We start from the raw sequence: 19,845 nt of genomic DNA, 5'->3' as shown, positions 1-19,845 counted from the left end.
CCGATCTGCATTTGGGCCTGATGCACGCTTCGGCGTTGTCGTTGTGGCCGGCGTTCAAGGAAATGGCTGAAGCGGCGGTTGAAATCGGCGAAGTCGATTCCACGTTGCGCGAAACGATTGGCCGCATCGGTCGCGAAGGCGAGCAAGCCATGCTTGCGACCACCGGCGGGGTGAATACCCATCGCGGCGCCATTTGGGCGCTGGGGTTACTGGTGACCGCTGCTGCACTGGAACCGCAATCCTCCAGCGCCAATGCCGTGACCCTGCGCGCTGCGCGTCTGGCGTTGCTGGATGACCGTCACGCGCCGAAGCCATTGAGCCACGGCGCGCAAGTCGCCCTGCGTTACGGCGCACGCGGTGCCCGTGAGGAAGCGCAACTCGGCTTCCCGTCGGTGCTGCAACGCGGCTTGCCGCAACTCAAACGCAGCCGCGCCAGCGGCCACGGCGAACAGAACGCCCGGCTCGACGCGCTGCTGGCGATCATGACCGATCTGGCCGACACCTGCGTGCTCTACCGCGCCGGTGAACAAGGCCTGCAGGCCATGCAACACGGCGCGCAAGCGGTGCTCGATGCCGGCGGCAGCGCCAGCCTCGGCGGGCGTCGTCGCCTGCACGAACTGGATCAACAACTCATCGCATTGAATGCCTCGCCCGGTGGCGCCGCCGACTTGCTCGCCGCCACGCTGCTGCTCGATCGAATCGAGCGCGACGGCATCCTTCAGGGAGCGTTTTGATGGAAACCTTATCCTTTGAATTCCCCGCCGGGCAGCCGCCACGCGGGCGGGCGCTGGTCGGTTGTGTCGGCTCGGGCGATCTGGAAGTGCTGATCGAACCGGGGCTGGCCGGCAAGCTGACGATCAATGTGCAGACCTCGGTCAACGGTGCGCAGCAGCGCTGGCAACATTTGTTTGCGCGGATGTTCGACGGCACCACGCCACCGGCGATGGCCATCGATATTCACGATTTCGGCGCCACGCCGGGGGTGGTGCGTCTGCGTCTGGAACAAGGTTTCGAGGAGATCGGCCATGACTGACAGCGCAGCGTTGCTCAACAAACACAGCTTCGTCGAGCTCGGCGCGCGGCAACGGGCCAAGGCCTTGCTCGATGCCGGCAGCTTTCGCGAATTGCTCGACCCGTTTCAACGGGTCATGTCGCCGTGGCTCGAACGCCAGGGTGTGGTGCCGCAAGCCGATGACGGCGTGGTGATCGCCAAGGGCAGCCTCGACGGTTTGCCGGTGGTGATCGCCGCCATCGAAGGCGCGTTTCAGGGCGGCAGCCTCGGCGAAGTCGGCGGGGCGAAGATTGCCGGCGCGCTGGAACTGGCCGCCGAAGACAACCGCAAAGGCGTCCCGACCCGCGCCGTGTTGCTGCTGGAAACCGGTGGCGTGCGTTTGCAGGAAGCCAACCTCGGGCTGGCGGCGATTGCCTATATTCATGCGGCGATTGTCGATTTGCAGCAGTACCAACCGGTGGTGGGCGTGGTGGCGGGCAGTGTTGGTTGCTTCGGCGGCATGTCGATTGCCGCTGCGTTGTGCAGCTATTTGCTGGTGACTCAGGAAGCACGCCTCGGCCTCAACGGCCCGCAGGTGATCGAGCAGGAAGCCGGGATCGAAGAATACGACTCCCGCGACCGGCCCTTCATCTGGAGCCTGACCGGTGGTGAGCAGCGTTTCGCCAGTGGGCTGGTGGATCGTTATGTCGCTGATGATGTGGCGCAGATTCGCCAGCAGGTTGGTGAATTGCTGCAGCAGGGTTTGCCCGCTAAGCCGCGCAGTCAGCGCGCCGATTGGTTTCTGCAACGTCTGGCGAGCCTGGACACCGATAAGCAAATCGAGCCTTCGGTGGTTCGCGATCTGTATCAAGGAGAGCGTTCATGAGTGGTTATTCCGTGCGCGGTTTGAACTGGTTCAACGCCTTGAGCGGTGGGGCGAAAGCGGTCGAAGGTTTGCCGCAATCGTTGAAGGTCGCCGATGGCGAACTCGGGCGGTTTATCGCTGTGGTCGCTGACCCCGACAACCGCTTTCCACGCGCTCGCAACGGCGAAGTCGGCTTGCTCGAAGGCTGGGGTCTGGCGAAGGCTGTGGATGACGCGATCACGGCAGATCGCGACAAAACACAGAAGCGCCCGATCATCGCCATCGTCGACGTCCCGAGCCAGGCTTACGGTCGTCGCGAAGAAGCCCTCGGCATTCATCAGGCCCTGGCCGGTGCGGCGGACAGTTATGCCCGCGCCCGTCTGGCCGGGCATCCGGTGATTGCCCTGCTGGTGGGCAAGGCGATGTCCGGGGCGTTTCTGGCTCATGGTTATCAGGCCAACCGTTTGATCGCCCTGCGCGATCCCGGAGTGATGGTGCATGCGATGGGCAAGGCCTCGGCGGCGCGGGTGACCTTGCGCAGTGTCGAGGAACTGGAAGCACTGGCCGCCAGCGTGCCGCCGATGGCCTATGACATCGACAGCTACGCCAGCCTCGGTTTGCTCTGGGAAACCTTGTCGGTGCAGCAGATCGAGCAGCCGACGGCGGAGGATCTGGCGCGGGTGACCGAGTGCCTGAAACAGGCCATCGACGATATCTCCGGCACTGACTTGAGCAAGCGTCTCGGCGCGAGAAACCGTGAAGCCTCCAGCCGCGTGCGTGAACTGCTGAGGGCGCAGTGGTGAACCTGCCACTGGCCCACGACCTGCTGTGGGGCATGACCCCGGCGCAGTTACCGGCGGATGCGCCGCAGTGGGCGATCGAGTCGCTGGCCGCCGGGCAACCGGTGGTGGTGCGGCGGGCGGTGAGTGCTGAAGGTTGGGTCGCGGTGGGTATTCGCGGTGTGTTGCGTGAGCAGCGGCTGGCGGCGTTCATGGCGCTTGAGGCGATTGTGCGTCGGGTCAGCCCGGAGGCGCTTTGTCATGTCGATTGCGAGCGTGATTTGCCGGTGATGCAGGCACTCAATCAACTGCGACCAATGCTCGATGATTGCGGTTGGGTCTGGGGTGTCAGCGGCAGCGTCGGGTTCGAGTTAGCCAGTGGTTTTAGAGCGATGCACGCGTCCAGCGATCTCGATCTGATTCTGCGTACACCGCAACTGATCACCCGTAATCAGGCACGCAAACTGGTCGAGCGTTTCGATCAGGTTGTGTGCCGGGTCGACATGCAATTGCAGACGCCGTTCGGTGCAGTCGCCTTGCGCGAATGGGCCAGCGGTTCGGCCCGGGTGCTGCTGAAAAATCAGCATCAGGCCTGTCTGGTCGCTGACCCGTGGAACCCGCAGGAGCAGGCAGCGTGAGCAGCCTGTTGGTATTCCCCGGCCAGGGCGCGCAACAACCGGGCATGCTCCAGCGTTTGCCTCGGGAAACCTTGGTCGAGGCCAGTGATGTGCTCGGCGAAGATGTCGCATTGCTCGATTCTGCCGATGCGTTGCGCAGCACCCGGGCGGTTCAGCTGTGCCTGTTGATCGCCGGGGTCGCTGCTTCGCGGCAGTTGCTGCAGGACGAATTGGAAGCGGATTATGTCGCCGGCCTGTCCATCGGTGCGTACCCGGCGGCGGTGGTCGCCGGGGCCTTGAGCTTCAGCGATGCGCTGCACCTGGTCAGCCTGCGTGGCGAGTTGATGCAGCAGGCTTATCCACAGGGCTACGGCATGACCGCGATCACCGGTCTGCAATTATCCACCGTCGAAACGCTGCTGGCGCAGGTGCACAGCGCGCAGTCGCCGGTGTACCTGGCCAACATCAACGCCGATAACCAGGTGGTGATTGCCGGCAGCGACAAGGCGATGCAAGCGGTGGCGGAGCTGGCGCGCAGTCGTGGTGCCGGTCTGGCAAAACGCCTGGCGGTGAGCGTGCCGTCGCACTGTCCGTTGCTGGAGAAACCTGCGCAAACCCTCGCCGAAGCCTTCGCCAAAGTTGAACTGAAGACTCCGAAAATCGCTTACCTGAGCGGCAGTCGCGCGCGTCCGCTGATCAAGCCTGACGCCCTGCGTGATGACCTCGCTTTCAACATGTGCCGCGTGGTGGACTGGCGCGGCACCGTGCAAAGCGCTTACGAGCGCGGCGTGCGGCTACAGATCGAACTGCCGCCCGGTGCGGTGCTGACCGGGCTGGCGCGCCGGGTGTTCGAATCGGGCACCGTCACGGCCTTCGACAGTGCGCGTCTGGACACCTTGCAGGCGCTGTTGCGTGAGGAGGGAAACCGCCGACCCTAAACCGCCGCGACTCAGGCTTCGAACAACAAAAACAACATTCGACGATGCACTTTGAGGACTACAACAATGATTATTTACGGTGTGGCGCTGTTGGCGATCTGTACGCTGGCAGGGGTGATCATGGGTGACATGCTCGGCGTGTTGCTGGGCGTCAAATCCAACGTCGGCGGGGTCGGCATCGCCATGATCCTGTTGATCTGCGCGCGGTTGTGGATGCAGAAACGCGGCGGCATGACCAAGGATTGCGAAATGGGCGTCGGCTTCTGGGGCGCGATGTACATTCCGGTGGTGGTGGCGATGGCCGCACAACAGAACGTCGTTACCGCCCTGCACGGCGGCCCGGTGGCGGTGCTGGCGGCCATCGGTTCGGTGGTGGTTTGTGGCTGCACGATTGCCTTGATCAGCCGCACCCACAAGGGCGAACCGTTGCCCGACGAACCGGTGGAAGTGACCCCGGTCGGCACGCCTGTAGGAGGTCGCTGACATGTGGGCACTCATTGAAAACGGTCTGGAACACAACGGCCTGATCACCGCGTTCGCTTTCGTCGGCGTGATCATGTGGGTCTCGGTGATTCTCTCCAAGCGCCTGACGTTCGGGCGCATTCACGGCTCGGCGATTGCCATCGTCATCGGTCTGGTGCTGGCCTGGGTCGGCGGCACACTGACCGGCGGCCAGAAAGGCCTGGCGGATCTGACGCTGTTCTCCGGCATCGGCCTGATGGGCGGGGCGATGCTGCGTGATTTCGCGATTGTGGCGACGGCGTTCGAAGTGCAGGCGACCGAAGCGAAGAAGGCCGGGTTGATCGGCGTGATCGCGCTGCTGCTCGGTACGGTGCTGCCGTTCATTGTCGGCGCGTGCATGGCCTGGGCCTTCGGTTATCGCGATGCGGTGAGCATGACCACCATCGGCGCCGGTGCGGTGACCTACATCGTCGGCCCGGTGACCGGCGCGGCGATTGGCGCGACTTCGGATGTGATGGCGCTGTCGATTGCCACCGGGTTGATCAAGGCGATTCTGGTGATGGTCGGCACGCCGGTCGCGGCGCGCTGGATGGGCCTGGATAACCCGCGTTCGGCGATGGTGTTCGGTGGTCTGGCCGGGACGGTGAGCGGGGTGACCGCGGGGCTGGCGGCGACGGATCGGTGGTTGGTGCCTTACGGGGCGTTGACGGCAACGTTCCACACCGGGCTTGGCTGTTTGCTCGGGCCTTCGCTGTTGTTCTTCATTGTTCGCGGGATTGTGGGCTGACTTTCGGATTCTGTGTTGTCGGGTCTAACGCCATCGCTGGCAAGCCAGCTCCCACAGGTTTTGTGTTGTAAGAAGATTTCCGAATCAGCACAAAACCCTGTGGGAGCTGGCTTGCCAGCGATGCAGGCGGCTAGGTTTCAAGCCTGGCGATTGGCATACATCCGACACTCCGCCAGCAACGCCAGCAGATTCGGATCGCGCTCCTTCGCCTTCAAGAACACCACGCCAATGTGCTGCTGCAACCGGTACTTCTCCTGCAACGGAATCAGCTTCACCCGGTTCTCGTACACCGCCGCAATCCTTCCTGGCAGCAATGCATAACCCACCCCCGAGCTGACCATGCTCAGCAGGGTGAAGATGTCGTTGACCTGCATCGCCACCTTCGGCTCGAACCCCGCCTGTTTGAACACCCGGATGCCGTCCTGATGCGTAGCGAAGCCCTGGGTCAGGGTGATAAAGGTTTCGTCGCGCACTTCCGCCAGATCGACTTCCTGACGCTGGGCGAATCTTGAATCTGCCGGTGTGGCGAGGAAAATATCGTCGGAGAACAGCGGGATCTGCTCGCAGTCCGGGTCGCTGACCGTGTCGTCCAGTGACACCAGAATCGCGTCGACTTCCATGTTCTTCAGCTTGTACAGCAGGTCGATGTTCGAGCCGAGAATCAGGTCGATGTTGAGTTCGCTGCGGCGCAGCTTCAGGCCCATGATCAGCTGCGGTACGGTTTTCACCGTCAGCGAATACAGCGAGCCGAGCTTGAAGCGTTCAGCGGAGAAGCCGGCGGCTTCGCGGGTCAGGCGCACGCTTTCGACCACGTCCTGGATCAGTTTCTGCGCGCGCTCTTCGAGCACGTAGGCGCTTTCCAGTGGCGTCAGGTTGCGCCCTTCATGCTTGAACAACGGGCAGCGCAGGGCGCTTTCCAGCGAATGGATTGCCCGGTGCACGCTGACATTGCTGGTCTGCAACTCGGCCGCGGCGCGCGCCAGATTGCCGGTGCGCATGAAGGCGAGGAACACCTCGAGTTTTTTCAGGGTCAATTCTTCGTCGATCAGCATGGCGCGGACTCTTTTTGGTATCGGCCGATTGTGCCCGGTATGCGCCGCTCTTTGTAGGAGCTGCCGAAGGCTGCGATCTTTTGATCTTGAAAAGCCAAGATCGCAGCCTTCGGCAGCTCCTACAGGGATCGTGTTGAACGGAAACATTGCGCTTTTACGCTCAAGGCCCGAGCCTTGCGCGTTGCGGTAACGAATCTTGAGGTGAGCGACACATGTATCACGGGGAAAAACTCAATGCCTGGACGCACCTGGTCGGGGCCGTGGCCGCGTTTATCGGCGGCGTGTGGATGCTGGTGATTGCCAGCCTCGACGGCAGTCCGTGGAAGATTGTCAGCGTGGCGATCTACGCCTTTACCTTGCTGGTGCTCTACAGCGCTTCGACCGTGTACCACAGCGTGCGCGGTCGCAAGAAAGCGATCATGAAGAAGGTCGATCACTTTTCGATCTACCTGCTGATTGCCGGCAGCTACACGCCGTTCTGTCTGGTAACGCTGCGCGGGCCATGGGGCTGGACGCTGTTCGGGATTGTCTGGGGGCTGGCGCTGATCGGCATTTTGCAGGAGATCAAACCACGCTCGGAGGCGCGGATCCTGTCGATCGTGATTTACGCGGTGATGGGCTGGATCGTGCTGGTGGCGGTCAAGCCGTTGATTGCTGCTTTGGGCACGGCAGGCTTTGCCTGGCTGGCGTCGGGCGGGGTCTTGTACACCGTGGGCATCATCTTCTTTGCCCTGGATCACCGGTTGCGGCATGCGCACGGGATCTGGCATCTGTTCGTGATTGCCGGGAGTCTGCTGCACTTTGTGGCGATTCTGTTTTATGTCCTTTGAAGCAAGATCAAAAGATCGCAGCCTGCGGCAGCTCCTACAGTTGAGATGCGATTTACCTGTAGGAGCTGCCGCAGGCTGCGATCTTTCAGCGCTTTAGAAGTCACCCCAAAGCTGCTGGGCCACCGCCAGTGCAACCACCGGCGCGGTCTCGGTGCGCAACACCCGCGGCCCAAGGCGTGCCGCATGGAAGCCGTTGCCCTTGGCCTGCTCGACCTCGGCGTCGGACAAGCCACCTTCGGGGCCGATCAGGAACGCCAGCGTCGCCGGTCTGGCATGGCTCACCAAAGGCTCGGCCACCGGATGCAGCACCAGTTTCAGCTCGGCTTCGGTCTGCTTGATCCAGTCCGCCAACAACACCGGCGGATGAATCACCGGCACCCGCGAACGGCCGCACTGTTCGCAGGCGCTGATCGCCACCTGACGCCAGTGCAGCAGGCGTTTGTCGGCGCGTTCGTCCTTGAGGCGCACTTCGCAGCGGTCGCTGAAGATCGGGGTGATTTCCGTCACGCCCAGCTCGGTGGCTTTCTGGATCGCCCAGTCCATGCGCTCGCCCCGGGACAGACCTTGGCCGAGGTGGATCTGCAGCGGCGATTCGACCTGGCCGGCGAACTGCTCGTCGATCTGCACGACGACGCGTTTCTTGCCGACTTCCACCAGCGCGCCGCGAAACTCATGGCCGGAACCGTCGAACAACTGCACCGCATCGCCCTCGGCCATGCGCAGCACGCGGCTGATGTAGTGCGCCTGGGCTTCCGGCAGTTCGTGTTCGCCGGTGCTCAGGGGGGCGTCGATAAAGAAGCGGGACAGTCTCATGCGGGGTCTCTGTAAAATTTGTAAAAGTCTGGCGGCCCCATCGCTGGCAAGCCAGCTCCCACAGGGTTTTGCACAGGACCTGTGGGAGCTGGCTTGCCAGCGATGACGGTAGTCCGATCACCGCTGAAGCTTAAGTGAAATAGATCAGCCCGGATCGCGGAACCCCGGGTGGAAATCTTTCGGCACGGCCACGCTGACGCTGTCACGGGTGGCGATGTCGATGCCTTCGCTGGCGACTTCGGCGAGGAAGTCGATTTGCTCCGGGGTGATCACGTACGGCGGCAGGAAATACACCACGCTGCCCAGCGGTCGCAGCAGCGCACCGCGCTCCAGCGCATGCTGGAACACCTTCAGGCCACGGCGTTCCTGCCAAGGGTAGGCCTCTTTGGTGGCTTTATCCTTGACCATCTCGATCGCCAGCACCATGCCGGTCTGACGCACTTCCGAGACATTCGGGTGATCAACCAGATGCGCAGTGGCCGAGGCCATGCGCCGGGCCAGCGCCTGGTTGTTTTCGATGACGTTGTCCTGCTCGAAGATATCCAGGGTCGCCAGCGCCGCCGCACAGGCCAGCGGGTTGCCGGTGTAGCTGTGCGAATGCAGGAAGGCGCGCAGGGTCGGGTAGTCGTCGTAGAACGCGCTGTAGACCTCGTCGGTGGTCAGGCACGCCGCCAGCGGCAGGTAGCCGCCGGTCAGGGCTTTGGACAGGCAGAGGAAGTCCGGGCGGATGCCAGCCTGTTCACAGGCGAACATCGTGCCGGTGCGGCCGAAGCCAACGGCGATTTCGTCGTGGATCAGGTGCACGCCATAGCGGTCGCAGGCCTCGCGCAGCAGCTTGAGGTACACCGGGTGATACATGCGCATGCCGCCGGCGCCTTGAATCAACGGCTCGACGATGACTGCCGCCACGCTGTCATGATGTTCTGCCAAGGTTTGTTCCATGGCAGCGAACAGGTTGCGTGAATGATCTTCCCAGCTCATGCCTTCGGGGCGCAGGTAGCAATCCGGGCTCGGCACCTTGATGGTGTCCATCAGCAGCGCTTTGTAGGTTTCGGTGAACAGCGGCACGTCGCCGACCGCCATCGCCGCCATGGTTTCACCGTGGTAGCTGTTGGTCAGGGTGACGAAGCGCTTCTTGTTCGGCTGACCACGGTTGAGCCAGTAGTGAAAGCTCATTTTCAGCGCGACTTCGATGCAGGACGAACCGTTATCGGCGTAGAACACCCGGTTCAGGCCTTCCGGCGTCATCTTCACCAGACGTTCGGACAGCTCGATCACCGGTTGATGGCTGAAGCCGGCCAGAATCACGTGTTCCAGCTGATCGACCTGATCCTTGATGCGCTGGTTGATACGCGGGTTGGCGTGGCCGAACACGTTGACCCACCAGGAGCTGACGGCGTCGAGATAGCGCTTGCCTTCGAAGTCTTCGAGCCAGACGCCTTCGCCGCGTTTGATCGGGATCAGCGGCAGCTGTTCGTGGTCTTTCATCTGGGTGCAGGGATGCCACAGCACCGCGAGGTCGCGTTGCATCCACTGGTTATTCAGGCCCATTTACAGTCTCCTCGAGGCGGCTCGCGTCAGGCGCGGGCAAACAATCGCGCAAGCCTATGCAATGCATCGCGCCGGGACAACCCATTGCGTCGATTGAGCTACTTTGTATGGGCCGATAGACGTCGCTGGCGGCGTTTTGATGGCTGACGTATTCTTCGCGGTTCTTTGGGTCGTCTGACCCGCAAAAACTGCTTTTTCCTACGTGTATTTCCGGAGTTCGCTGAATGTCTGTCGGTTGGCTGCGCGCCTGTGCGCTGGTGATGTTGGGGCTGTTCAGCGTTACGGCGCTGGCCAAGGATAAAACCGCGATCGTGATCGGCGGCGGCCTGTCGGGCCTGACCGCAGCTTACGAGCTGCAAAACAAGGGCTGGCAGGTCACGCTGCTGGAAGCCAAGCCGAGCCTGGGCGGTCGCTCGGGCATGGCCACCAGCGAGTGGATCGGCAACGACAAGACCCAGCCGGTGCTGAACAAGTACGTCTCGACCTTCAAGCTAAGCACCACGCCGGCCCCTGAATTCGTGCGGACCCCGGGTTATCTGATCGACGGCGAGTATTTCTCCGCTGCCGATCTGGCGACCAGGCAACCGGCCACCGCCGACGCCCTGAAACGCTATCAGAAAACCCTCGACGATCTGGCACGCTCGATCGACGATCCGCAGAGCCCGGCGGCGACCAGCACCCTGCATGCGCTGGATCAGATCAACGTCTCGAGCTGGCTCGACAAGCAGAACCTGCCGGCCACCGCGCGTCAGTTGATCAACCAGGACATCCGCACCCACTACGACGAGCCTTCGCGTCTGTCGTTGCTGTATTTCGCCCAGCAGAACCGCGTGTATCGCGGCGTCTCCGACCGTGACCTGCGTGCTTCGCGTCTGGTCGGCGGCAGCCAGGTGCTGGCCCAGGCCTTCGTCAAACAGATCAAGACCATCAAGACCAACTCGCCGGTGTCTGCGATCACCCAAGACAAGGACGGCGTGACCGTCAAGGTCGGCAGTGTTGGCTACCAGGCTGATTACGTGGTGCTGGCCGTGCCGCTGCGCGCGCTGAACAAGATCGCGCTGACGCCTGCGCTGGACGCTCAGCATCTGGCCGCGATCAAGGGCACCAACTACGGCTGGCGCGACCAGATCATGTTGAAGTTCAAGACGCCGGTGTGGGAAAGCAAGGCGCGCATGTCCGGCGAGATCTACAGCAACGCAGGTCTGGGCATGCTCTGGATCGAGCCGGCCCTGAAGGGCGGCGCCAACGTGGTGATCAACCTGTCCGGCGACAACGCCCGCGTGATGCAGGCGTTCGGCGACAAGCAGATGGTCGATCAGGTGCTGATCCGTCTGCACGCGTTTTATCCACAGGCCCGTGGCTCGTTCACCGGCTATGAAATCCGTCGCTACAGCACCGACCCGTCGATGGGCGGCGCCTACCTGGCTTACGGCCCGGGCCAGATCAGCAAGTTCTGGCGCCTGTGGGAACGTCCGCTGCAACGCGTAACGTTTGCCGGCGAACACACTGACACCTTGTACCCGGGCACGCTGGAAGGCGCACTGCGCACCGGTCAGCGTGCGGCCAGTCAGGTTGAAGACCTGGCGGCAGGCAAGTCGTTTGAGCCGGCCAAAGTGGTTCCGGCCGCAGCAGCGGCGGGCGCGGCGGGTGCCGTGGCGGCGAAGAAGGGTAACTTCTTCACCAATCTGTTTGGTGGCTCGGATGACGAGAAGAAGCCAGAGCCAGTGAAGGCACCTGAGCCGGCTCCAGCTCCAGCGGCGCCAGCGCCTGCACCGGCTCCGGCACCTGCGCCAGCTCCGGTGGAAGCGCCGAAACCAGCGGCGCCGGTGAAAACCGAGCCGGCGAAGAAAGCGCCAGCCAAGCCTGCGGCGAAGAAGCCTGCGGCCAAGACCGACGCGAAAAAGGCCCCGGCCAAGCCTGCGGCGAAAAAGGCTGAGCCGGCGAAGAAGCCAGCGACCAAGCCTGCTGCAACCCCGGCTCCGGCGGCAGGCACAGACAGCAAAGCGCAGTAAGGCTTTGCGGTGAATGAAAAGCGCGGCTCAGGCCGCGCTTTTTTATTGCCTGTGAGAACCTCATCGCGGGCAAGCCCGCTCCCACAGGTTTTGCGGTGAGCGCAGAATTTGTGTGCGCTATTGTCCACTGTGGGAGCGGGCTTGCCCGCGATGAGGCCTGTTCAAACAGCACATCATCAGGATCTTCCACCTGACATCCCGCCACACTTTTGCGTTTAATCTTTCCTTAACACGCCACTTCCAGACTCTTGATCGTATTTCTCGATATTTCAAAGCGAAATTTTCCGCTTTAATTCGATAGATAACTCGCTAGTCTTGGTTCGCAGTTCTCACAGGATTTGGGCAATGCAGCTACGTAACTCTGCTTCACGCTATGGTTGGGTCAGCATCTTCATGCACTGGGGCGTGGCGCTGGCGGTCTTCGGGCTGTTCGCGCTGGGTCTGTGGATGGTGGGGCTGGATTACTACAGCAGCTGGCGCAAAGACGCGCCGGATCTGCACAAGAGCATCGGTCTGGTGTTGCTGGGCGTGATGGTGTTGCGGGTGCTGTGGCGCTTTATCAGCCCGCCGCCGCCTACGCTGCAGAGCTACAGCCGCATGACCCGCATCGGCGCCAAATTCGGCCACGGGTTTCTGTACCTCGCGCTGTTCGCTGTGATGATTGCCGGTTACCTGATTTCCACCGCAGACGGTGTCGGGATCCCGGTGTTTGGCCTGTTTGAAGTTCCTGCACTGGTTTCCGGGCTACCGGATCAGGCAGACACCGCCGGGGTGATTCATCTCTGGCTGGCGTGGGCACTGGTAATTTTTTCCGGTCTCCATGCGTTGGCAGCATTGAAGCACCACTTTATCGATCGTGATGCGACCCTGACGCGAATGCTCGGTCGCAAAGCCTGAAATTCAACCTCGACTCAAAGGAAAAGAAAGCATGTTGAAAAAGACTCTGGCCGCTCTGGCAATCGGTTCGGCCGTACTGTCCGCGAACGTGATGGCTGCTGATTACACCGTCGACAAGGAAGGCCAGCACGCCTTCGTCGACTTCAAGATCAGCCACCTGGGCTACAGCTACATCACCGGTACTTTCAAGGACATCGACGGCAAGTTCAGCTTTGACGCTGCCAAGCCTGAAGACAGCAAAATCGAATTCAACGTGAAGACCGCCAGTGTGTTCACCAACCACGCCGAGCGCGACAAGCACATCGCCAGCAAAGACTTTCTGGACGTGGGCAAATACGCTGACGCCAAGTTTGTCTCCACCAGCGTCAAGTCCACCGGCAAGAACGCCGCTGGCAAAGACACTGCCGACGTGACCGGTGACCTGACCCTGCACGGCGTAACCAAGCCAATCGTGGTCAAGGCCGTGTTCCTGGGCGAAGGCAAGGATCCATGGGGCGGCTACCGTGCCGGCTTCGAAGGCACCACCAGCATCAAGCGCTCTGATTTCGGCAAGATGATGGACCTGGGCCCGCAGTCCGACAACGTCGACCTGTACATCTCGTTTGAAGGTGTGAAAGCGAAGTAATTTTCGCCGCCACACAAAAAACGCCCCCGGTCGAAAGGCCGGGGGCGTTTTTTATTGCCCGCCACAATCCGGATCCCCTGTAGGAGCTGCCGAAGGCTGCGATCTTTTGAGGTTGGTTTTTCCAGGATCAAAAGATCGCAGCCTTCGGCAGCTCCTACAGAAAGCGGGTTCTGGGACATCCATAAAAAATGCCCCGGCTCTTTCGGACCGGGGCATTTTTCATGGCGGCGATAACTCAGCGATTGCGGGTCAGCAAGGCTGGTTTTTCGCCGCGCGGGCGGGTCGGCAGTTGATCGAGCTGCTCAGGCGTCGGGAAGCGGTCTGCCTTGGACTCCTTGTGCATGATCTTCGGCCCGGTGCTGCGCGGGTTCTGCACGGCCGGTTCGGCGCGTTGCTGATCGTCGCGAGCCGGGCGGCGGTTGCGCGAGGACTCGTCACGACGGCCCTGGCCGTCACGCGGAGCGCCGTTGCGCGGGCCGTTGCGTTTGCCCGGTGGAGTGCCGGTGCTCGAACCGTTGCTGTTGCGCGGACCGTTCTGGCGACCCTGCGACTGACCGCCACGAGGGGCGCCAGCGCCAGCACCTTGTGCCGGAGCGCCTGGACGGCGACCACGACCGCCAGCCGGGGCGGCTTTCGGCACGTAATCCACGCGGTTACCGAAGTTATCGATATCGTCGTCGAGGAACTCGTCCGGTGCACGATCAGCCGCCGCACGCGGTGGCTGGCTCGGACGCTGTTCGCGGGCCGGGGTGCCTTCGCGTGGTTTCTGCTGACGGGCAGGACGCTCGCCGCGTTCGCCGGCGGGTTTTTCCTTGCCCTTGTCTTTGCCTTTGTCTTTACGACCGCCGCCACCGCCGCCGCCATTCGGGCCGTCGCCACGCGGGCCACGGGAGTTGCGCGGGTTGCGCATGTCCGGACGCTCGCGCACTTCAGGCTTCTCGGCCTCGATGGTGCTGGCATCGAAGCCCATCAGGTCGCCGTCGGCGATTTTCTGCTTGGTCATGCGTTCGATGCTTTTCAGCAGTTTTTCTTCGTCCGGGGCCACCAGCGAGATCGCCTCGCCCGAACGACCGGCGCGGCCAGTACGGCCGATACGGTGCACGTAGTCTTCATCGACGTTCGGCAGCTCGAAGTTGACCACGTGTGGCAACTGGTCGATGTCCAGACCGCGCGCGGCGATGTCGGTGGCCACCAGAATGCGCACTTCGCCGGCCTTGAAATCGGCCAGGGCTTTGGTGCGGGCGTTCTGGCTCTTGTTGCCGTGGATCGCCACAGCCGGCAGGCCGTGTTTGTCCAGGTACTCGGCCAGACGGTTGGCGCCGTGCTTGGTGCGGGTGAATACCAGCACCTGTTCCCAGGCACCGGCGGTGATCAGGTGCGCCAGCAGGGCACGCTTGTGGCTGGCCGGCAGACGGAACACGCGTTGCTCGATGCGCTCGACCGTGGTGTTCGGCGGCGTGACTTCGATGCGTTCCGGGTTGTGCAGCAGCTTGCCGGCAAGATCGGTGATGTCTTTGGAGAAGGTCGCCGAGAACAGCAGGTTCTGCCGCTTGGCCGGCAGACGTGCGAGGACTTTCTTCACGTCGTGCACAAAACCCATGTCGAGCATGCGGTCGGCTTCGTCGAGCACCAGGATTTCGACGTGGGACAGATCAACGCTGCCCTGGCCTGCGAGGTCGAGCAGACGACCCGGGCAGGCGACGAGCACGTCAACGCCACGGGACATGGCCTGGACTTGCGGGTTCATGCCGACGCCGCCGAAGATGCAGGCGCTGACGAATTTCAGGTCACGGGCGTAGATCTTGAAGCTCTCGTGAACCTGGGCCGCGAGTTCGCGGGTCGGGGTCAGGACCAGTACGCGCGGTTGGCGCGGGCCATGACGCTGGGATTTGTCCGGGTGACCGTTGGGGAACAACCGCTCCAGGATCGGAAGGGCGAAACCGCCGGTTTTACCGGTACCTGTCTGTGCCGCAACCATCAGGTCGCGACCTTGCAACACGGCGGGAATGGCCCGCTGTTGCACCGGAGTAGGCTCGGTATAGCCCGCATCTTCGATGGCACGGACTAAAGCCTCGGAGAGACCGAGGGAAGCAAAGGACATGAGTAATCCTGTTTTAGTTAGGGCTTGGCCCAATGGGAGTCTTGCCTGGCGCGAATCGCGTTTAAGAGGACGCGACCCCGTCCGGTCCTGCTGCGGTCTCGAAGGCACGTCAGGAGCGCTCGCGCGGGCTGAAAAGCTGCGCTGTAGCGGGTCTAGAGGCCTGTTACGGTTCCGGGCGTCCGGGCGTGAGCCTGGCGGGAACGCCGGAGTATAACAGAGCAATCACTGCGCGCTGCTTTCCTGCTGCTCAACGGTTTTGCGGCTGGCCGAGGCATTGCTCATTGGGGCGACGTCGGCCGGCGCTGCGCCATAGCGGGCGCTGAGCTCGGCGTAGGCCGGTTCGCGCTTGAAGCGCTTGAGTTCGGCGCCGAAACGCGCCACCAGCAGATCCATTCCGGCATTGCGGCGAACCGCCAGATATTGGCTCTGGCGACTAATGATTGTGGGGTTTTCAGTGATCTGATCGCGGATATTCAACTGATCGAGCAAATGCTGACCCACGCGGCGATCGGTGATCAGCAAGTCGATACGCCCGCGCAGCAGTTTGCCGAAGTTGGCTTCGTGGGTCGGCGCCGGTTCGCGGGTGAATAATGTCGATTCGCTGAAGTCCGGGCTGTACAGGTAACCCGGCGACGTGCCGATGGTCAGGCCCTTCAGTTCTTCGAGTTTGCTGAACGGGTGTGGCCGGTCCTTGGCGTAGAACATCACGAACTCGACGTCCGACAGCGGTTCGATGGGATAGAGCAGGGTGGCGTCGCGCTCGTCGCTGTGAAAGATGTCCAGCGCGCCGTCAGCCTGACCGGTTTCGAGCATCGACAGGCAACGCTTCCACGGCAGGAACTGCCATTCGACCTCGATCCCCAGGCGTTTGAACACGATGGCGGTGGTTTCGTAGTCCAGCCCGAGGTTCTTGCCGTCCTCTTCGTACACGTACGGTGCCCACGGCTCGGTGACAATACGCAGCTTCTCGCCCCGAGCGGCAAAGCTCAGGCAAGCAAAAACCAGCACCGTGAATAATTGCGCGATCAAAGGCATGGCTTGAGATTACGACGAGAAACGCGAAAGAGCCAGAAAGTGCCTGCACAAGCTCTGTTTCGGGCATTTAAAAGCAAAAGATCGCAACCACGACACCCCTGTAGGAGCTGCCGAAGGCTGCGATCTTTTGATCTTGCTTTTAGTGCTTAGCGCGGCAACTTCAGGTTATTCCAGATCGCCAGGCTAGGCTCAGCCTGGTTCATGGAATAGAAGTGCAGCCCCGGAGCGCCACCCTGCAGCAGGCGTTCGCACATTTCGCTGACAACTTGCTCGCCGAAGCGCTGAATGCTCTGGCTGTCGTCGCCGTAGGCTTCCAGTTGCTTGCGGATCCAGCGCGGAATTTCCGCGCCGCAGGCATCGGAGAAACGCGCCAGCTTGCTGTAGTTGGTGATCGGCATGATCCCCGGCACCACCGGAATGTCCACACCCAGCGCCTGCAAACGGTCGACAAAGTAGAAGTAGCTGTCGGCGTTGAAGAAATACTGGGTGATCGCGCTGTCGGCGCCGGCACGGGCCTTGCGCACGAAGTTGGCGAGATCGTCCTCGTAGTTGCGCGCTTGCGGATGCATCTCCGGGTAAGCGGCCACTTCGATGTGGAAATGATTGCCGGTTTCTTCACGAATGAATTCCACCAGTTCGTTGGCGTGACGCAGCTCGCCGCTGGTCATGCCCATGCCGGACGGCAGGTCGCCGCGCAGGGCCACGATGCGCTTGATGCCGGCAGCCTTGTACTCGTTCAGCAGGCCGCGCAGGTCGTCCTTGCTGTCGCCGACGCACGACAGGTGCGGTGCGGCTGGAACTTTGACTTCGCTTTCCAGCTGTAGAACGGTGTTGAGGGTTCGATCACGGGTCGAACCACCAGCGCCATAGGTGCAGGAGAAGAAGTCGGGATTGTACGTTGCCAGCTGACGGGCAACGTTGAGCAGTTTTTCATGCCCAGCATCGGTCTTGGTCGGGAAGAACTCGAAGCTGTAGCGACGGTCTTGGGACATGGGAAATACCCTTGGAAACACGAAGCCTGTGAGGCTTGCACCGCCCATGTGGGAGCGGGCTTGCTCGCGAAAGCGGCGGGTCAGGCAACATCAATGCTGAATGACAGACCGCTTTCGCGAGCAAGCCCGCTCCCACAGGGAGAGCAGGCCGCCGCGTCAATCAGTAGCGGTAAGCGTGCGGCTTGAACGGGCCCTCGACGGTGACGCCGATGTAGTCAGCCTGTTGCTTGGTCAGTTGAGTGACCACGCCGCCGAAGCCGCGAACCATTTCCAGGGCCACTTCTTCGTCGAGTTTCTTCGGCAGTACTTCAACGGTCAGACGCTCGGCTTTCTGCGCTGGCGACAGGTCGGCGTACTTCTGGCCGAACAGGAAGATCTGCGCCAGTACCTGGTTGGCGAACGAACCGTCCATGATGCGGCTCGGGTGACCGGTGGCGTTGCCCAGGTTCACCAGACGGCCTTCGGCCAGCAGGATCAGGTAGTCGTCGTTCTGTGCGTCGAAAGCGCCCGGGCCGGTACGGTGGATCTTGTGGACCTGTGGCTTCACTTCTTCCCATGCCCAGTTCTTGCGCATGAAAGCAGTGTCGATTTCGTTGTCGAAGTGGCCGATGTTGCAGACAACAGCGCGCTTCTTCAGGGCTTTGAGCATGTTCGCGTCGCAAACATTGACGTTACCGGTGGTGGTCACGATCAGGTCGATCTTGCCCAGCAGCGCCTTGTCGATGCTCGCTTCGGTGCCGTTGTTGATACCGTCGATGAACGGCGAAACCAGTTCGAAACCGTCCATGCAGGCCTGCATGGCGCAGATCGGGTCAACTTCGGAAACTTTGACGATCATGCCTTCCTGACGCAGGGACTGGGCCGAACCCTTGCCCACGTCACCGTAACCGATGACCAACGCCTGCTTGCCGGACAGCAGGTGGTCGGTGCCGCGCTTGATCGCGTCGTTCAGGCTGTGACGGCAGCCGTACTTGTTGTCGTTCTTGGACTTGGTCACCGAGTCGTTGACGTTGATCGCCGGGATTTTCAGCTCGCCCTTGGCCAGCATGTCCAGCAGGCGGTGAACGCCGGTGGTGGTTTCTTCGGTCACGCCGTGAACGCGGTCCAGCACCTGTGGGTATTTCTTGTGCAGCAGCTCGGTCAGGTCGCCGCCGTCGTCGAGGATCATGTTGGCGTCCCATGGCTGGCCATCCTTCAGGATGGTCTGCTCCAGGCACCACTCGTACTCTTCTTCGGTCTCGCCTTTCCAGGCGAAAACCGGGATGCCGGCAGCGGCGATGGACGCAGCAGCCTGATCCTGAGTCGAGAAGATGTTGCAGGACGACCAGCGTACTTCGGCACCCAGGGCAACCAGGGTTTCGATCAGCACGGCAGTCTGAATGGTCATGTGGATGCAGCCGAGGATTTTCGCGCCCTTGAGCGGCTGCTCGGAAGCGTACTTGCGGCGCAGACCCATCAGGGCAGGCATTTCCGATTCGGCGATGATGGTTTCGCGACGGCCCCAGGCAGCCAGGGACATGTCGGCAACTTTGTAATCGTTAAAATCGGCAGGCGTGATAACAGCGCTCATGAAGAGCCTCCATTCGTAATGTATGCGAATGGGCGCCGTTGTGCGTTTAGTGTCCGGCCGTGGCCGGTCAACGCCCCATCCGAGCCTGACAGGTTGATCCTGCTGCAGCGCCCCTCGGACAGGTGGCGGGAAAACGGTAGCAAGTGAAGGTTACCGTTTTGAAACGGGGGCGATTATAGCCGTCTAGACTGATCTTCCAAAGGGTTTCTGTCGGCCAGATGAAGATCGTTAATAGCGACCATAGTAGAAGGCTCATGGAGCCTGACCGCCCGGTCTGCCAAGATGGCGCCATCTTTCGGCAAACGCTCAGGAGTGAACATGAATTTCCACACCCGCAAATGGGTAAAACCCGAAGACCTGAACCCCAACGGCACCCTGTTCGGCGGCAGCCTGCTGCGCTGGATCGACGAAGAGGCGGCGATCTACGCCATCGTCCAGTTGGGCAATCAGCGCGTGGTGACCAAGTACATTTCCGAAATCAACTTCGTCAGTGCCTCGCGCCAGGGCGACATCATCGAACTGGGCATCACCGCCACCGAGTTCGGCCGCACCTCGATCACCCTGACCTGCGAAGTGCGCAACAAGATCACCCGCAAGAGCATCCTCACGGTCGAGAAAATGGTCTTCGTCAACCTTGGCGAAGACGGCTTGCCGGCGCCCCACGGTCGCACCGAAATCAAATATGTGAAAGACCAGTTCAAGGAAGATGAGCTGGTAACCAAGTAACGCAAGCCCTGTAGGAGCTGCCGCAGGCTGCGATCTTTTGACTTTGTTTTTGTAGAGCAAGATCAAAAGATCGCAGCCTTCGGCAGCTCCTACAGGGTCATGCGTAAAGTCGGGGATTTGGGTGGTGCATACAGAACGTATTCCAGGCAAGAACGGTCGTAGCTAAAAGCCCCCCACCCGGTTCCCACGCCATGACCACGCC

The 19,845-nt window shown here is 61.7% G+C and carries 20 protein-coding genes and 1 riboswitch; of the genes, 13 read left to right on the top strand and 7 right to left on the bottom strand.

The genetic code is table 11. The annotated features are described in order from the left end of the window. From DBR18_RS21650 to madM, 8 genes are all read left to right on the top strand, one after another. The coding region (locus DBR18_RS21650) for a triphosphoribosyl-dephospho-CoA synthase (protein WP_256588836.1) at positions 1 to 734 on the top strand (734 nt) is incomplete at its 5' end. Further along, positions 734 to 1,033: a malonate decarboxylase subunit delta gene (locus DBR18_RS21645; RefSeq protein ID WP_003229075.1), complete on the top strand. Its 300-nt coding sequence runs from the start codon at positions 734 to 736 to the stop codon at positions 1,031 to 1,033. The genes DBR18_RS21650 and DBR18_RS21645, both read left to right, overlap by 1 nt. Next, positions 1,026 to 1,877 (top strand): biotin-independent malonate decarboxylase subunit beta, encoded by an 852-nt coding sequence (locus DBR18_RS21640; protein WP_108591848.1) that lies wholly within the window; start codon positions 1,026 to 1,028, stop codon positions 1,875 to 1,877. Before DBR18_RS21645 ends, DBR18_RS21640 begins: the two co-directional genes overlap by 8 nt. Beyond that, a complete protein-coding gene (gene mdcE, locus DBR18_RS21635) occupies positions 1,874 to 2,659 on the top strand; it encodes a biotin-independent malonate decarboxylase subunit gamma (RefSeq protein ID WP_108591847.1) in 786 nt (261 codons plus the stop codon). The genes DBR18_RS21640 and mdcE overlap by 4 nt, the downstream gene beginning before the upstream one ends. Continuing rightward, complete coding sequence (locus DBR18_RS21630) at positions 2,653 to 3,273, top strand: malonate decarboxylase holo-ACP synthase (protein WP_108591846.1); 621 nt, start codon at positions 2,653 to 2,655, stop codon at positions 3,271 to 3,273. Before mdcE ends, DBR18_RS21630 begins: the two co-directional genes overlap by 7 nt. Further along, positions 3,270 to 4,190 (top strand): malonate decarboxylase subunit epsilon, encoded by a 921-nt coding sequence (gene mdcH, locus DBR18_RS21625; protein ID WP_108591845.1) that lies wholly within the window; start codon positions 3,270 to 3,272, stop codon positions 4,188 to 4,190. The genes DBR18_RS21630 and mdcH overlap by 4 nt, the downstream gene beginning before the upstream one ends. A 66-nt stretch (positions 4,191 to 4,256) precedes the next feature. Further along, a complete protein-coding gene (madL, locus tag DBR18_RS21620) occupies positions 4,257 to 4,673 on the top strand; it encodes a malonate transporter subunit MadL (protein WP_003229065.1) in 417 nt (138 codons plus the stop codon). 1 nt (position 4,674) lies between these two features. Then, positions 4,675 to 5,439 carry a malonate transporter subunit MadM gene (gene madM / locus DBR18_RS21615; protein ID WP_108591844.1) on the top strand — a complete coding sequence of 255 codons (765 nt, stop codon included), beginning with the start codon at positions 4,675 to 4,677 and terminating at the stop codon, positions 5,437 to 5,439. A gap of 137 nt (positions 5,440 to 5,576) precedes the next feature. Here madM and DBR18_RS21610 read toward each other — a convergent pair whose 3' ends face one another. Next, positions 5,577 to 6,491, bottom strand: coding sequence for a LysR substrate-binding domain-containing protein (locus DBR18_RS21610; protein WP_108591843.1), 915 nt, complete (start codon positions 6,489 to 6,491; stop codon positions 5,577 to 5,579). A 212-nt stretch (positions 6,492 to 6,703) separates the two neighbouring features. On the opposite strand from DBR18_RS21610, the gene DBR18_RS21605 reads away from it, so the two are divergent. Next, entirely contained in the window at positions 6,704 to 7,321 is a 618-nt protein-coding gene (locus DBR18_RS21605; RefSeq protein ID WP_007964065.1) for a hemolysin III family protein, read from the top strand. A 93-nt stretch (positions 7,322 to 7,414) separates the two neighbouring features. Here the strand turns inward: DBR18_RS21605 and DBR18_RS21600 are convergent, their stop codons facing one another. Continuing rightward, positions 7,415 to 8,134: a 16S rRNA (uracil(1498)-N(3))-methyltransferase gene (locus DBR18_RS21600; protein ID WP_108591842.1), complete on the bottom strand. Its 720-nt coding sequence runs from the start codon at positions 8,132 to 8,134 to the stop codon at positions 7,415 to 7,417. Between the two features lie 144 nt (positions 8,135 to 8,278). Beyond that, positions 8,279 to 9,685, bottom strand: coding sequence for an adenosylmethionine--8-amino-7-oxononanoate transaminase (locus tag DBR18_RS21595; protein ID WP_108591841.1), 1,407 nt, complete (start codon positions 9,683 to 9,685; stop codon positions 8,279 to 8,281). Positions 9,686 to 9,909: 224 nt separating this feature from the next. Here DBR18_RS21595 and DBR18_RS21590 point away from each other — a divergent pair, with 224 nt between their 5' ends. From DBR18_RS21590 to DBR18_RS21580, 3 genes are all read left to right on the top strand, one after another. Further along, on the top strand, positions 9,910 to 11,697 hold the full coding sequence (locus DBR18_RS21590) for a flavin monoamine oxidase family protein (RefSeq protein WP_108591840.1): 1,788 nt from the start codon (positions 9,910 to 9,912) through the stop codon (positions 11,695 to 11,697). A gap of 345 nt (positions 11,698 to 12,042) precedes the next feature. After that, positions 12,043 to 12,594 carry a cytochrome b gene (locus DBR18_RS21585; RefSeq protein WP_108591839.1) on the top strand — a complete coding sequence of 184 codons (552 nt, stop codon included), beginning with the start codon at positions 12,043 to 12,045 and terminating at the stop codon, positions 12,592 to 12,594. A gap of 31 nt (positions 12,595 to 12,625) precedes the next feature. Then, complete coding sequence (locus DBR18_RS21580; RefSeq protein WP_041063462.1) at positions 12,626 to 13,219, top strand: YceI family protein; 594 nt, start codon at positions 12,626 to 12,628, stop codon at positions 13,217 to 13,219. A 235-nt stretch (positions 13,220 to 13,454) separates the two neighbouring features. Here the strand turns inward: DBR18_RS21580 and DBR18_RS21575 are convergent, their stop codons facing one another. The 4 genes from DBR18_RS21575 to ahcY form a co-directional block, all read right to left on the bottom strand. Next, complete coding sequence (locus DBR18_RS21575; protein WP_108591838.1) at positions 13,455 to 15,320, bottom strand: DEAD/DEAH box helicase; 1,866 nt, start codon at positions 15,318 to 15,320, stop codon at positions 13,455 to 13,457. 222 nt (positions 15,321 to 15,542) lie between these two features. Next, a complete protein-coding gene (locus tag DBR18_RS21570) occupies positions 15,543 to 16,355 on the bottom strand; it encodes an ABC transporter substrate-binding protein (RefSeq protein ID WP_108591837.1) in 813 nt (270 codons plus the stop codon). Positions 16,356 to 16,501: 146 nt separating this feature from the next. Beyond that, on the bottom strand, positions 16,502 to 17,347 hold the full coding sequence (metF, locus tag DBR18_RS21565) for a methylenetetrahydrofolate reductase [NAD(P)H] (RefSeq protein WP_108591836.1): 846 nt from the start codon (positions 17,345 to 17,347) through the stop codon (positions 16,502 to 16,504). A gap of 160 nt (positions 17,348 to 17,507) precedes the next feature. After that, positions 17,508 to 18,917, bottom strand: coding sequence for an adenosylhomocysteinase (ahcY, locus tag DBR18_RS21560; RefSeq protein ID WP_047297109.1), 1,410 nt, complete (start codon positions 18,915 to 18,917; stop codon positions 17,508 to 17,510). A 23-nt stretch (positions 18,918 to 18,940) separates the two neighbouring features. Continuing rightward, positions 18,941 to 19,039, bottom strand: a riboswitch (S-adenosyl-L-homocysteine riboswitch). 196 nt (positions 19,040 to 19,235) lie between these two features. Here ahcY and DBR18_RS21555 point away from each other — a divergent pair. After that, entirely contained in the window at positions 19,236 to 19,643 is a 408-nt protein-coding gene (locus DBR18_RS21555; RefSeq protein WP_003229043.1) for an acyl-CoA thioesterase, read from the top strand. Positions 19,644 to 19,845 lie beyond the last annotated feature (202 nt).

The organism is Pseudomonas sp. HMWF021, assembly GCF_003061005.1.
Lineage (GTDB): Bacteria > Pseudomonadota > Gammaproteobacteria > Pseudomonadales > Pseudomonadaceae > Aquipseudomonas.
Note: the sequence above shows the minus strand (reverse complement) of the source record. Positions and strands in the feature narration are given on the sequence as shown.